This window comes from Paenibacillus planticolens (genome assembly GCF_013141725.1).
Classification (GTDB): domain Bacteria; phylum Bacillota; class Bacilli; order Paenibacillales; family NBRC-103111; genus Paenibacillus_E; species Paenibacillus_E planticolens.
This window is the reverse complement of sequence record NZ_WHNZ01000013.1, coordinates 115,680-128,919: the sequence shown is the minus strand read 5'-3', so window position 1 is coordinate 128,919 and position 13,240 is coordinate 115,680. Positions and strand designations below refer to the sequence as shown.

The window sequence follows — 13,240 nt, the reverse complement described above, 5'->3', positions numbered from 1 at the left end:
AGGTGAATTTATTATATGAGAAGGTTACCCATAATTCCTTTTGAAAAGAAGAGTGCAGTTTCTCCTAACGATGCAATGGATATGTTATTTGAGGTATTCGAAGACAAGTATCCTAAGATGATTGCTGAAGACACTGAAAAGTGGTTCTTTCAACTTAACTGGCCAACAGATCTAGCTTGGTACGTAGATCCGAATCTTATTTCAGTGCTTTCGGACTATAAAGTGGACAATGTGGGAAGTTTGCCCGATTATTGCATTTTTGAAAAGACTGATAACATACATATTATTGTGTCTATGTTCCACTCCAAAGCAATCTTAGCTGCAACTGGCGCGATTAATAATAATTTTAAAATTAATTCTATTATTCATATTGATGATCATAGTGACCTAATGGCTCCAATGTTATTTTATAAAAGAGGTCAAATCAAATCTTCGTTATTTCAGGATGTTATCAAGTTTGAAGATGCAAAACTTATTGAAAAATGTATAGAACATGGAGTAATTGGTATAGGCTCTTTTTTATCCGCTTTTGCAATAATGACAGAGCCAGGATCTATATTTCATATAAAGCAACCCCTGTCAGATTATAGAGGACCGATATATTCTCTACACCCGAAGGTAGAATCCCTCAATATTGGAGGTAAACAAATCTCCCGTACATTCCTAGAAAAAGTAGAGAATAACGATAAGGGACTATGGAAGTACCAGAACATAGGTGATCTTGCAGTAATAAATGGAAATTTAGGGAATGTTTGGTTGGATATTGATCTTGATTATTTTTCAAATAGATATAATAAAGATTCAGATTGGAAAAAAAATATTAATCTAGATCCTAGTAAAGATGAAGTTTTTCAATTAATGCAAAAAACACTTGAAAAAATTATTAATTCTAAGTGGACCAAGGATGTTAGAGTACTTTCCATTTCTTACTCTCCTGGATTTTTTCCTTCAGAATATTTCATCGCAGCTAAAAATACGTTTATTGAACCTTTAATTGCATTCTTTAAAAGTAAGTGAAATATTTGTTTTATAATGAGGGAACAGAATGGATAAAAAGAAAGATGAAGGCTACTTAGAGCAGAATAATCAAGAGTCGTCGGCTGTCTTAAAAAGTAAAGCTAGAGAATCGGAAGTTTCTTTAGTTCCAGGGAAGAAGGAGAATTACTGGCATATTTATTATATCGATAACAGAGCAGGTCATGTAGTAATCGAAAAAAAGAGTAAAGAAACATTTCCACTTATTACAGTTATGTTGAATAAAAAAAACCAGGGGAAAGGGATCGGGACGATCGCTTTTAGAAGAGCCTGTGAGCTTAGCACCTATCAGATAATTTATGCTAATATTAGCAAGAAAAATATAGCTTCTTTGGTTGCTGCCGAGAGGGCCGGATTTAAAATTGTAAAGATTTCTAGAAGTGGACAATTGGTATTAAGGTGGAGAGGAAAGTCGGATAAGAATGGTTAGTAATTCGGCGGAGCTGATAAAATGCAAAACTGTAATGTTTATTCTGATTTTGATGATATAGAAGGTAATATTTTAGATTGGAAACAATACAATAACATTTTATTTATTACCGGTAGGCCAGGATCAGGGAAAAGCACTCTTTCAAAAAAAATCGCAACTTATAAGAAAGTAATCATAATTGAGCTAGATAGTTTTGAATGTTTTATTTCTGATGAAAATCAGAATATGAACACAGAAGGATATAAAGATGAGTTCCTTGTAAACTATTTTAATAAGCATAAAGAAATTCGAAACATAAACATTAATGCTGATTATGCAATTTTTCGAGCCCAGTTTAACAATTATTTTAACGATTTATTGATCCACTGTTATAATGATTTTAATAATTTCTATATATTTAATGGTGTACAAATTTATTTAGATTTGTACGAGTGGGATTGGTTGCGGGGCAAACCATTAATTATTAAGAAAACCAATGTAATTAAGTCTATGAAGAGAAAATTTGAGCGAGATGGCCTTAAAATACAAGATCTTAATTTTCTCATGTATTTAGTGTATGCGTATAAATTAAGAAAGTTTGAAAAGTGGGTTAATAAAAATGTATTAAAGAGCTAGGGGCTTAACTTATAGTCATGGTCATATCTCCTTTCGGGGGACACTTTTGTGACTAACACTTACGTAGCGCTTCGAATAGACTTGCACCATTACGTACGCCGCGGCTAACGGTCACAGTAAAACCGGGCTTTATCAAAGCCTAACCTGTATGATTTATTCATGCTACATGCTGTGTCCGGAGGTGGTAACCGTCTTGAGTGGTAAATGAGGAGCGTCGGCTTGGGGAAGCCGGCGCTTTTTGATTTTTGTTTTTTCTGAAACCAAAAGTTTCAAATAAATTTTATGTCGAAAACCGCAGAATGTGTTGAGGATAGTTTGCAAAAGTACATAGGTTCTGTAATGTGATTTTAGTCATTTAACCTAAACAAGAACACACCCAACGTAGGAATTGTGAATTTCTTCCTTAGTTGTTTTTTTCGTTTCTTTCACCCGGTATAATACTTGATTTACTCTTCGAATCGAAGAATACCACTCAAAGCAACTGTTATTAAGATACCGATGATTACTTTTCTGAAAGTAAATTCTTTAATGATGATTCCACTAAAGGATGAACTCAATTTATTATACATGCACCTATTAAAGACTAAATAAAATTGGTGTGGAAGTTGGTGACGAACAACATTCAAAACCTTGCTATATCCACATTCGGCAGCTCTGGGTAACATGTAATAATTTGGGGATAAGAGTGTGAAAATTGGCGCTAATTTTCCATCAAAAGTAACACGTATCCTTCTGGGTACATGTAATCCCATTTAAGTATTGATTTATATAGGTTTTAAAATAGATGTACCCAGAATGGGTACATGTACATTATGTTGTAAATATAAATGCACCCATAAGAAGATACATGAATTTCTTAAACATGAACCCATTTAAATCCTTAATAGGTGCATGTGAAAATTACAACTATATTACGTTCTACCATTTGAAAAGTTGGTGTCAAATTGGTGAAAAACACTCTCCTAAACTAACAAAACGAGCCTAAGCGAACTTAATACGAACATCAAAATCCCAGTAAAATCAAGGCTTTAGCCGACTATAACAGTCTCTACAAAACTCGCTTTTTGACTCGCATACGGTGCATGTGGAGTGCGTATTATTGATGGAATGGAGGGGCGAGCCTAAATAGGCTACGCCCCTTGTTTTAGGCCAAAATTATCCGCATGATGACAGAGAATCCTGCAAATTTTTATGATATGGAATTTTCAATAGCTTTGTGTTGTTCATTGTTTTCAAATGCCACAGTAAGACGTGGTAAAGGTATACCTAACTTTTTTGCTTCTCTCACAACTTCAAGTACCGCAAAACCTGCTTTACTATTGTTGTATTCGATGAAAAGTCGTGGTAAGCTGCCCTTTGCAAAAATAACTTTGTTAAAAAGCGTACCGAGAAGTGCTGGTGGAATCTTAGTTAACAGTAGAGAAATCGTATCAATCTTTGCACCTCTTGCTTTAAGTACAGGGATAATTCCCCTCATATTCTTACCAACATTTGCGAATGAGTCACTATGATTCATGAGTGCTGGAAAACTTCCCAGTTTTAACACCTCGGTCTCTATAGCCGCATTCATGGCAAAGTGATTCCATAGCCAGTTTTGCATATCCTTTATCCAACTAATTTTAAAATGGGCACTTTCAAATAGTTCTTTGACCTTGTTGTTAATATGTTCAGTGCCTACCCGTGGTTTTTCCAGAAATAGCATTTTTAAAAAGCCACCTCTAAGCCTATTGTCCGCGATGCCGCCGCCGCCTCCTGGGAACCCAAAGACAACATTGTTCATAGACAATGGTGAGATCGATGATTTCAAATCTTGCCAAACGTTATTGAATATTAGGACAGGGGTGTTTCCAGCAGCAGTCGATAGTAATTGTGCTGCTTCTGGAAGTTGTTCCGTGTTGACACTAACAATAATGAGATCATAATTTGGGCTCATCTCCTCATGCAGTTTGACGTTCCAGCTTTCTTTTATTAGCTGTTTCCCTCTTCGTGCGTCCCACATTTCAAGCTCTATGTTGCTTCCGAAGGTTTCTTTTCTCCCTTTTCTAACGTAAAACTCAACTGTATGCCCTGCCTTTTCAAAAGCCCAAGCATATTGGGTAGATATTACACCTCTACCGAAGAATAAAATTCTCATATTGCCTCCTGAAAATATATATTAATCCTTGTTAATGATCAAACAACGTGTTGTATAATGTTATTGTATAGATTCACTATACGGTCATCAACCATCAGATTTTTAATATCTGTCGTATAATCAATTGAACAGAAAAATGGAGGTAAATAATGAATAAGCAACCTGAAATTACGGACAAAACAAGGCAAACATTTATAAATGTATTCTGTGATTTATATAGCCAAAAACCAATTGAAAAAATATCCATTCAAGAGATTGCTAACCAATCAGGATATAATCGCAGTACATTTTATCAATACTTTACGGATATCTATGAGTTGTTGGACTGCGTTGAAGAGCGTGTCTTGAAATCCATTAACGAGGAAATGGCAGGCAGAGAGTTTTCTACACATACTTTCCAAGATGCACTTCAATGCTTGGAAAATGCAGAGGAAATTTCAGTTCTTAAAGCCCTCTTGGGCGACTATGGTTCTGTTCATTTTGTTGAACGCCTGAAAAGAGAAATTCCCTTTGAGAGATTGATTGTGGACTTTCCAACAAATGATGTCTTAGCACCATACATAATTGAGTTTTACATATCAACATTAATATCTATGTTTCGCCTTTGGATACGCAACGGCAAAGATCTATCGTCGGAAGAATTGGTCAAGTTGGTAGATAGCCTATTTGCAAATGGGATAACACCGTATCATATCTTTGGCATGGTCAATCCGCGGCGCCCTGATTCGAATAAAAAGTAAGGTGATTTTAACTGAACACATGATCGAACAACACTCCTATATTACTGACAATGAAAAAAATACGGTGAGCGGCAGTCATGGACGAGGAAATAAAGTCCGAAGCTGCCGCTGTTTGTATTGGATGAACTATCGCTTCCCGTCGTCGCAATCTTTAATCAGAAGTTACCTCCAAAATGTAATCTTGTCAGAACTTAATCGAACTGACTCATGCCCTTCTTCTTTGGCTTTTCCTATTGAAATAATCATTACTGGAGCATAGCGTTCTTCATCTAAATCAAATGCTTTAGCTACTTGGTCAACTTCAAAGCCTGCCATTGGATTCGTATCATACCCATGTGCATGAGCTACTAACATTAACTGCATTGCAAAGAGGCTGCTATCGATTTTTGCAACTTCAATTTTGAGTTCTTTTGGTAGAGTCGGATACATCGATAGAATTGTTCCGAGTTGACGATCTCGTACTTCAGCTGGCATTTTTCCTTTTTCCACGGCTTGATTGTAAATTTCTTCCGCATATAAATAGCTTTCGGTATCACCAAAAATTAATAACATGGCCGATGATGTATCGTTTTGTACTGTATTGAACCGGACAAGAGGCCTTAGTTTTTCTTTTCCTTCCGGAGTGTCGACCACGACTACGCGCCAAGGCTGCATATTGGCGGAGGACGGAGCCAAGCTGGCTTCCGAAATCATTTCGTTTAACTCTTCTTTCGATATTTTAAAGTTCTCATCATAATGACGAACGGAACGTCGTCCCTGGACTATACTGGCGAAATCGTTATTTTGAATATGGTTAAACATAGAAGCTCTCCTTTTGATAACGTTGAATTTTTTGACATTGTGTATGTCGTTTGTTATCATATTCGCATTATGAACTATAAACCTAGGTTTATAGCAAGTGAATAAAAAGAGGTCCCATTATGAAAATAAAAGATGTTTCAAAATTAACGGGTCTGCCCATATCAACACTGAGATTCTATGAACGTAAGAACCTAATTCCAGACACATTTGTGAAAAGGGATGTAAATAATTATCGTATTTATTCCGAAGAAGTTGTTGAATTTCTAAATGATGTGAAGGCACTTTTATCCGTAGACTTTTCTATAGAGGAGCTATGCTTGCTAGTCAATCAAGGACTTAATTTAACATACGAGGTAAAGAAAAAAATTGTTGAACAAAAAATTAGAGAAATTGAAGATGTCCAGCAGCGATTGAGAAAGTCGAAAAAATTTTTGCATGCGATCTTAGAAGGAAAAGCGAATTTTCAAACACAGTGTTAATGGACCGTCCGGGAGTGGACGGTTTTTCTTACGTTCAAAAAAGGACCTCATCGTAATGTTTGTGTTCAACACTTCGTAGATATTTGTAGGGCACATTTTCCTTTATTGATGTTATTGTTTAGATAATTAACTAACTTATTGCGCATCTTGTAGATTGGGGTCGTTTTCATCATGAGGGGTATTCTCCGATACGGTTCTCGTATTATCTTGCTTTATATAGCTGCTGCCGTTGTTGTTGGTTTGATTGTAAGCTATGCCGTTATCTCTGCACCGGACTCCCCTAAGTTGCAAAGTGAAAAAGGCATTCTGGATTTAACGCAGGCTCATGTCAGTGAGAATCCGCTAAAGTTAAAAGGGGAGTGGGCGTTCTACTGGCAAGAGCTGCTGTCACCGGAGGAAATTCAGATTCGTTCGGCAAGGGACGGAAATCATGACCGCTGGATCAGCATCCCGAGCTCCTGGCTAGGCTATCGGTTAGATGGTCAGCAGCTGAACGGTACAGGCTTTGCAACCTTTCGGGTAGTCATCCAACTTAGCGAACAGGATAGGAATGAGCGGCTTGCTCTGCGGATGCCTACTATCTTTCATGCGTATAAGTTATGGGTTAATGGTAAACTTCTGGAAGAAGTTGGTGAAGTTGGTCAGGACAAGAGTAACGTGACCCCGCATCTGGCAACGAAGCTGGTGTTCTTCCAGCCCGAGAATGACAGGGTGGAGCTGGTTATGCAAGTAGCCAATTTTCATCATAATCGAGGCGGCATCACCAAGTATATAGAGTTGGGCGGCAGTGATGTGTTAACGGTCAGGACAAATCTGAGAATCGCCGCTGAAACGTTCATCACCGCAAGCCTGCTGGTGATTGGTATGTATCACCTGCTGTTGTTCATACTGCGACGCAAAGACAGGGCTCCATTGTATTTTGGTCTATTCACCGTGTTGTTTGGTATCCGATCCTTGTTGGTCGGCGAGCTCATGATTACACAAATATGGCCAGCTTTTCCATGGGGATTGCAGTTCAAGATCGAGTACCTGATTCTTTGCAGCAGTGGTTATATCATCACGATGTACTTTGATAGCATTTTTCCGAATTATGTGTCGCGTTGGTTTCATCTTGGCACGCGGATCGTTACCAGCGCATTCTGTGTCGTTGTTGTGGTGACCCCTGCACTTCTATATACAAAAATGTTACTGATAATCGGTGTGATGGTTGTTCTTCATATGGTTTATCTGATGGTTGGGCTGGTCAAAGTGGCTATATGGCGCATGGAGGGAGCGCTAATCTTCCTGCTGGTGTCGGTGGTTGCTTTAGTTACTGTCGTCAACGATTTTTTATATTACAATGAATGGTCACGAATCGGAAATACATCTCCGCTTGGTCTGTTGGTGTTTACGATCGCACAGATGATTCTGCTTTCTTCAAGATTTACGAGGGCGGCATCAAACGAAGAGAGGATTACACGTGAGCTGCAGGTCGCTAACGACAAGCTGACTGAAATGAATATGAATTTGGAAGTGATCGTACAGGAACGTACTCATGACTTATCCGCAGCTCATGATGATCTCCGCACTTCGTATGACCGGTTGCTTCACTCCGAGCAAGGGAGGAAGAAGCTCCTTGCCTATATTACGCATGATCTGCGTATGCCGCTGTCCAGTATGCTTGGTTATGTCGAGGCTGTGCAGGACAGAGTCAAGCCGGAGCGCAATGAACAGTACTTAAAGTATATCCGGGATAACACGATAAGGATTAACCGCATGATCGAGGAGTTGTCCTTCTTGTCGCATTTGGAGACGGGACAAGTCTCGTACCGAATGGAGCAGGTTCATGTGGCTCACTTCTTGCGCCGGTTCTATGAACAATATGAGTTAGTTGTGCGTGACGCAGGGTTGGATTTCAGGCTGGATTTCAGAGATGTGGAAGATCAACGCCCTAACGTGCCTGTTGTCGAAATGGATGCGCAAAGATTAGAGCAGGCGTTATTTAATCTAGTGTCGAACGCGATGAAGTTCACCTCTAGAGGTGGGTTGGTGCGTATTGCGCTAGCTGTGTACGAGGTGAATCATGCCCGCTATGCGATCATTAGCGTGCAAGATTCTGGCATGGGTATTCCTCCGGATCAGCTAGAGCAAATCTTCGATCGCAATTACAAGTATGATCGACCGGGCGTGGAGAAGGGTGTAGAGGGCAGCGGGCTCGGGCTGGCGATTTGCAGAGAAATCGTACAAGCGCATGGAGGGACGATTCGAGCGGAGAGCGATGGCAAGACGGGGTCGATATTCTATGTATCACTTCCTTGTATTCTTGTATTGTAGAAGAAAGAAGGTGACGGCGTTATGGACATGCACAAAATTATGATCGTCGATGATGATCCCAATATATGCGAGATTGTTCAGGTTTATTGCGAGCGTGAGGGCTTCATATGCTCCTACAGCTATAGCGGGACAGAAGCTATGAAACTGCTTGCGTCGTTCGAGCCGGATTTGATTGTACTGGATGTACTTCTGGCTAATGAAAACGGCATTGATTGGTGCAGGAACGCACGTAGCTACACGAATGCGCCGATCGTGTTTCTGAGCAGCCGTGAGGAGGACGAGGTCAAAATCAGCGCATTATCCTATGGAGGCGACGATTATGTGACCAAGCCGTTTAGTCCAGGAGTACTCATGGCCAAGATCAAGGCTCACCTTCGCAGAGTGTCGACGGGCAGAAAGGAACAACTGCTGGAGTTACCGGGTTTGACGCTGGATTACTACGCACAGTCCGTCATCATGGGTAGTAATCCCATTTTTTTAACGAAAAAAGAGTTCAGTCTACTGTCCTATATGGCACAAAACGTTAATCGTGTAGTCACTGTCGATACGTTGTTTCAGCTCATCTGGGGAATGGAGAGTCTAGAGGATATGAGAACGGTCGCTGTACACATCAGTAATTTACGTAAAAAAATCGAGGCTGACCCTGTCAATCCTGAGAGAATCATTACGATTCGGGGGGCCGGATATATGCTGGTTGCCAGAAGTTAGTGTGAGCTTGAGAGAGAGGATCCCAGACTTCATGCAAAACAACCTCCAATTCCACCTTTGATAAAGTGGAGATGGAGGTTGATTTTGATTAACGGAGCAATTGCAGTACGCCTTGCGGCTGTTGGTTGGCTTGAGCTAACATTGCTTGCGCTGCTTGAGAAAGAATGTTGTTCTTAGTGAACTCCATCATTTCCTTCGCCATGTCCACGTCACGGATACGCGACTCAGCGGCAGTAAGGTTTTCAGAAGCAGCTCCAAGGTTGTTAATTGTGTGCTCCAAACGATTTTGGTATGCACCTAATTTGGAACGTTCGGCGGATACAGCATTAATGGAATTGTCTAGTACTTTGATTGCTGCAGAAGCCTTAGTCGCATCCGAAACATCAAGGGAGTACTCAACATTAACGTTATCAGTGCCATTATTGCTTTGTTTCGTAGTTGTCCAAGCAGCACCCGTAATCACATTTCCACTTGTATCTTTAATTACTGCAGATGCATCAGAAGAAGTTATCCCGAGAGCACTTGCACGCATGTCTGCAACATTCATGGACAAGGACTGACCTTGGTTTGCTCCGACTTGCATCGACAAGGATCTGTCCTCAACGCCACCTTCAACTGTAAAAGCGGCTTGACCATTCGTTTTTGCGCCCATATTTACTTTGAGACCATTTCCAAAATCGATCGTGGAGTTGGCTGCAATATCAGATTTCGTAGTCGTATCACCAGTTGTTGTGTTTGTCAGCTTAGCGGTTTTCGTTGTTGCGGCAGTAACGCTAAATGCATGTGTAGTAGGGCCAGTAAGTGTACCGATCGTAAGATCTACGCCATTACCTAGGTTATAAGTGCTGCCATCCGTTAAGGTTTGCGTGCCAACCACAACGCCACCATTGGCATCGTGGACTGTTGCCGTATAAGCGGTTGCGGTACCAACGGTAAGGTCATAAGTGTTAGAAGCGCTATACGTCGTACTATCAGCACGAGTATCAATGCTTACTCCGTTTGCGAAGGTAACTGTGCTGCCGGCAGTAAAGGTTACTGCAGGTCCGCCGTCAAATGATGCTGCAAGATCATTAGTGACAGTAAAGCTATCAGTTCCATTTTTAATTGTGTTACCAACGCCGTGGGCAATCGTGAAATCTCCAATCGTTACACTACCTGCAGCAGCACCTGCAGCAATAGATGTAGTACCTACAGTGCTGCCGCCTTTACTTAATGTAACTGTGCTGCTTACATCAAATGTTTGGTGATTTCCGCCTGCGTTAGCTCCAGTTAATGTGGTGTTAACCCCAGTAGCGGTTTTAAAGCTCACCCCGAAGTCATTGGTTGATCCCAATGCCTTGAATTGATAATTTTGTACGTTATTATCAAGAATAACTTTGTCTGTTAAAGCTGTAGTGCCGTCGGTATCCATTAATTGAACACTAAAAATACCGTTGCCTTCATCTGCATAAGCAAGTTGATATCCTACTCCATTGCTCAGTGCCGAAGGGTTATCTAAACTCAAAGTAAGGGCACCAGCGGCACCTGGGCCAACAGTACCATTGTTTACCGCACCTAAAACGCCTACAGTTTTTACATCAAAGCTTCCAGACACTGGGTTGTTACCTGTAACCGTAATACCGTCGGCCGTAAGGCCTGTATTGGCACCGGTGAATGCGCCGGTTGCAACAGAATCTGTTCTTGTAATTGTTACTTCATGTGCACCGTTAGCCAAAGTAGAAGTAGGAGCAATCGAAACGCCTGTTACAGAGCCGGCTGGGGTATCAAGCGATGCATTCTTCGTTTGCGTTTGGCCAATACGAATTTCATAATCGCCGCTGTTTAGAGTTGAGTTTGCCCCAACGCTAACGTCTTTAATTGCATTATCAGCAGTATGGGTTGCGGATTTCGTTACAGTGTCTATAACATCTATTGTATAATTTCCTGCCTTCAGAGAACTGTTCTTATCTAAATCCGGATTCGAAATAGTCGTTGTTCCCGCATTGAAAGGATTAGTTGTTTTATCAATCGTTACAACACCGGATTTTTCCGAAATGTCCCCATTTAACAGTTTTTTCGTATTGAACTCGGTCGTATTGCCAATACGGTTAATTTCAGCCGTCAATTGGTTGATTTCCTTCTGAATTTCGCCGCGGTCATCGGCAGTGTTCGTATCGTTGGCAGCTTGCGTTGCGAGTTCTTTCATACGTTGAAGGATGCTATGTGTTTCGGTCAACGCGCCTTCTGCCGTCTGAATCAGGGAAATCGAATCTTGCGCGTTGCGCTGTGCTTGATCCAATCCGCGGATTTGTGCTCGCATTTTTTCGGAAATCGCAAGACCTGCAGCGTCGTCGCCCGCACGGTTGATACGAAGACCGGAAGACAATTTTTCTAAAGATTTGCCTGCTGCTGCTGTGTTACCTGCTAATTGGCGGTGCGTGTTCTGTGCTGCAATGTTGTGGTTAATTCTCATTTCTCATTACCTCCATGTGGTGTGTTTGAGGATGCCTATCCGTTTGCATCCTTTGAAGCGCATACCCTGTACTCACAAGTCATTGATGGATTGCGCGCTAATCCAAAACAAGGATTTGTAAGTCAAACTGTTATCTTCCTTGACTTCACCACTCGTCCTTAAGTGGCAGGGGCCTCGACCTTTTTTGCCGTTTCTAAGGCTATATTGTTTTCTTCCCATAACTCTCCACGAACAATAGAAATATGCTTTGGTGCTTCAATCGCCAAGCGTAAATGGCCTTCATCGCTCTTAATGACCTTTACCATAATGTTGTTGTCGATCAGCACATATTCTCCGGGTTTTCTCCCTAACACGAGCATTGGCTCATCCCCTTATCCCGCTTATTAAATTGACATAAAAAAAATGAGCAAACAGGTCGCTGCCCTTCTTCCTCCTGAAGAATGACGGCGACTTATTTGCTCATCCTAAGTCTCGTAATTATTTAATAAAATATTCAATTGTCAAAAAACGACATTTAAACAGCAAAAAGACGAATAAATAGGCATCTGTTTCAAATGTTCCTCCTTGAAACTACATGCGTATCTACTCGTCCATGAGTAATCGGATATGTGATTAATATATATATCGACAATTTATTTAAAATGTTTAGTCTTTTTGTGAAAAACTTTTTTGAAAGTTATTAATTAATTTTTTATGGATCGAATGCCATGGATAAGGAATTGGATATGGATACTCTCCGGCAGGTATCAAAATTGTGTCTAAGGATAAGGCAGAGTTGGATTTGCTAGGGGACTTCCTTGAACTGGCAATCTGTAATGCCGGTGCCGAAAGGGGAATAATCCTGTTGGGGAGAGAGGGGGAATTGGTTGTAGAGGCTGAGAAAGACATCAACCGGAGCCGAGAGAGACCCACGGATATCCAAGACCGTTATCTCCAAAGCAAGAGAACTGCAGCTATTGGACTAGTTCAAAGCTGCCAAAACGAAAAAACCGAGATACTTGTGATTATTCTTGATTAAGCAATTCTCCGCGAACGATAGAGATATCTTTTGGCGCTTCAATGGCCAAGCGTAAGTGCCCCTCTTCACTTTTAATTACCTTTATGATAATTTTTTCGTTGATCACTATGTATTGTCCGGGTTTTCTTCCAACGACCAGCATCAGACTCACTCCTTTACCGTGAAAGATCTTTATGTGATTTGAACATAATTTGTTCAATCGAGGTTTCCGTATTTCTTCCTGCATCAGTAACTTTTTTTTCTCCTTGAATTATATCATGCTAGATTAGCCCATTAATGAAACTTAAAGAAAACTTTAAGTTCACGCTCGAGATAAAGCATGCCAAAGAAACAGATAATTGGCTGTAAGAACGTTGGTTCGATGCGATATTAAGCGACTGTAATAGATGCCGTGGCGAAGTGGTCGCTTCCCGCATACGATGCATGTGGAGTCAGTAGCTTTGTTGGTTTGGAAAGGAAACAACGAGTGAGCAGTCCATGTGGGTTGTCCTCTCATATTAAGTGTTAGTGTCATA

Annotated in this window: 12 protein-coding genes; 7 read left to right on the top strand and 5 right to left on the bottom strand. The window is 40.7% G+C overall.

The genetic code is table 11. The annotated features are described in order from the left end of the window. Positions 1–15: 15 nt before the first annotated feature. From GC097_RS05615 to GC097_RS05605, 3 genes are read left to right on the top strand one after another with little or no spacing between them, the layout of a single operon-like run. A complete protein-coding gene (locus GC097_RS05615; protein WP_171682362.1) occupies positions 16–1,017 on the top strand; it encodes a hypothetical protein in 1,002 nt (333 codons plus the stop codon). 28 nt (positions 1,018–1,045) lie between these two features. Further along, entirely contained in the window at positions 1,046–1,465 is a 420-nt protein-coding gene (locus tag GC097_RS05610; RefSeq protein WP_171682361.1) for a GNAT family N-acetyltransferase, read from the top strand. Between the two features lie 21 nt (positions 1,466–1,486). Further along, positions 1,487–2,080, top strand: coding sequence for an ATP-binding protein (locus GC097_RS05605; protein WP_171682360.1), 594 nt, complete (start codon positions 1,487–1,489; stop codon positions 2,078–2,080). A 1,189-nt stretch (positions 2,081–3,269) separates the two neighbouring features. Here GC097_RS05605 and GC097_RS05600 read toward each other — a convergent pair. Next, the gene (locus GC097_RS05600) at positions 3,270–4,214 is read right to left on the bottom strand and encodes a ketopantoate reductase family protein (RefSeq protein ID WP_171682359.1); all 945 of its coding nucleotides are present in this window, start codon (positions 4,212–4,214) and stop codon (positions 3,270–3,272) included. A gap of 149 nt (positions 4,215–4,363) precedes the next feature. Between GC097_RS05600 and GC097_RS05595 the strand changes: the two genes are divergently transcribed. Further along, on the top strand, positions 4,364–4,954 hold the full coding sequence (locus GC097_RS05595) for a TetR/AcrR family transcriptional regulator (RefSeq protein WP_171682358.1): 591 nt from the start codon (positions 4,364–4,366) through the stop codon (positions 4,952–4,954). 162 nt (positions 4,955–5,116) lie between these two features. On the opposite strand, the gene GC097_RS05590 is transcribed toward GC097_RS05595, so the two are convergent. Further along, entirely contained in the window at positions 5,117–5,755 is a 639-nt protein-coding gene (locus tag GC097_RS05590; RefSeq protein ID WP_171682357.1) for a nitroreductase family protein, read from the bottom strand. A 119-nt stretch (positions 5,756–5,874) separates the two neighbouring features. Here GC097_RS05590 and GC097_RS05585 point away from each other — a divergent pair, with 119 nt between their 5' ends. From GC097_RS05585 to GC097_RS05575, 3 genes are all read left to right on the top strand, one after another. Continuing rightward, the gene (locus GC097_RS05585; protein WP_171682356.1) at positions 5,875–6,234 is read left to right on the top strand and encodes a MerR family transcriptional regulator; all 360 of its coding nucleotides are present in this window, start codon (positions 5,875–5,877) and stop codon (positions 6,232–6,234) included. Positions 6,235–6,405: 171 nt separating this feature from the next. Beyond that, positions 6,406–8,547 (top strand): ATP-binding protein, encoded by a 2,142-nt coding sequence (locus GC097_RS05580; protein WP_171682355.1) that lies wholly within the window; start codon positions 6,406–6,408, stop codon positions 8,545–8,547. A 21-nt stretch (positions 8,548–8,568) separates the two neighbouring features. Next, on the top strand, positions 8,569–9,255 hold the full coding sequence (locus GC097_RS05575; RefSeq protein ID WP_171682354.1) for a response regulator transcription factor: 687 nt from the start codon (positions 8,569–8,571) through the stop codon (positions 9,253–9,255). A gap of 88 nt (positions 9,256–9,343) precedes the next feature. Here the strand turns inward: GC097_RS05575 and GC097_RS34650 are convergent, their stop codons facing one another. The 3 genes from GC097_RS34650 to GC097_RS05555 form a co-directional block, all read right to left on the bottom strand. After that, the gene (locus GC097_RS34650) at positions 9,344–11,707 is read right to left on the bottom strand and encodes a flagellin N-terminal helical domain-containing protein (protein WP_281364243.1); all 2,364 of its coding nucleotides are present in this window, start codon (positions 11,705–11,707) and stop codon (positions 9,344–9,346) included. 158 nt (positions 11,708–11,865) lie between these two features. Beyond that, positions 11,866–12,066, bottom strand: a complete 201-nt coding sequence (locus GC097_RS05560; protein ID WP_147947667.1) for a carbon storage regulator — start codon at positions 12,064–12,066, stop codon at positions 11,866–11,868. A 645-nt stretch (positions 12,067–12,711) separates the two neighbouring features. Next, on the bottom strand, positions 12,712–12,867 hold the full coding sequence (locus tag GC097_RS05555; protein WP_076338376.1) for a carbon storage regulator: 156 nt from the start codon (positions 12,865–12,867) through the stop codon (positions 12,712–12,714). Between the last annotated feature and the right edge of the window lie 373 nt (positions 12,868–13,240).